This is a genomic window from Frankia canadensis, assembly GCF_900197875.1.
In the GTDB taxonomy this organism is placed as follows: domain Bacteria; phylum Actinomycetota; class Actinomycetes; order Frankiales; family Frankiaceae; genus Frankia; species Frankia canadensis.
The window spans coordinates 1-813 of record NZ_FZMO01000491.1 but is presented as its reverse complement, the minus strand read 5'-3'; the positions used below and the strand labels follow the sequence as shown (position 1 = coordinate 813).

The 813-nt window shown below is 77.9% G+C and carries 1 pseudogene; it reads left to right on the top strand.

The window, feature by feature from the left end:
* Nucleotides 1–259: 259 nt before the first annotated feature.
* Nucleotides 260–813, top strand: a pseudogene (locus C1A33_RS26765) (serine/threonine-protein kinase); the annotation flags it as partial.

Below are 813 nucleotides of genomic sequence, written 5' to 3'. Positions count from 1 at the left end.
CCTCGCCCCCACCCGCGTCGCGCCTCCCACCTGGGCACCGCAGCCGACGCCCGCCCGCGGGCCGGCCCTGGGCACCGACCCCTCGACACCGGCGTCCGACCTCCCGGCACCGCCACAGACGCCACCGAAAACACCGCCGCCGGACCCTCCGCCTCCGACGCCACCGCCGCAGACTCCACCGCCGTTCGCGCCCGAGTGGACCCCGGATCCGGCGGCGGGATCGCCCGTCGGCGCGCCACGACCGACGGCGCCCGGCCCGGTGGTCTTTCCCGGCCGATGGAGATGGTTCCTGGCGACTGGCGGCGCGCTGCTCGCCGTCGTCCTGGTCCTGGCCTTCGCGGCGGCCGGGCTGATCTCCGATGCCGTGTCCGCCGACGCCACCATGGCGCCGTCCAGTCGCCTCAACCGGTGCTTCTGGGCCGGCGGGCTCCTCGTCGTCGCGCTGTACCTGCTGCCCGCGGCCCGGTGGCGGCTGCGCTACGCCCGCCGGCGCCCCGCCCTGTCGATCAGCCCGCACGGTCTGCACGCCGAGGTCGGCGGCGTCTCCTACGACATCGGCTGGCCCTATGTCGCCCGCGCCGACGTGATCTGCATCGGCCGCCACCAGGCGCTCGCCGTCTGGCCGGCCACACCGGGCACCACCTGGGTCGCCTCCTACGGCCGCCGCGCCCGCCGGCGCCCGCGCGGCCGCTACCGGGCCGGCTGGCACAACTCCCTGCTCGGCTGCGACGTGCTCCTGGACATCGGCCTCCTGCGCGGCCATCCCGCCCGCGAGGTCGCCACCGCCCTCGGCGCCGTTCCCCGCCCCGCCCC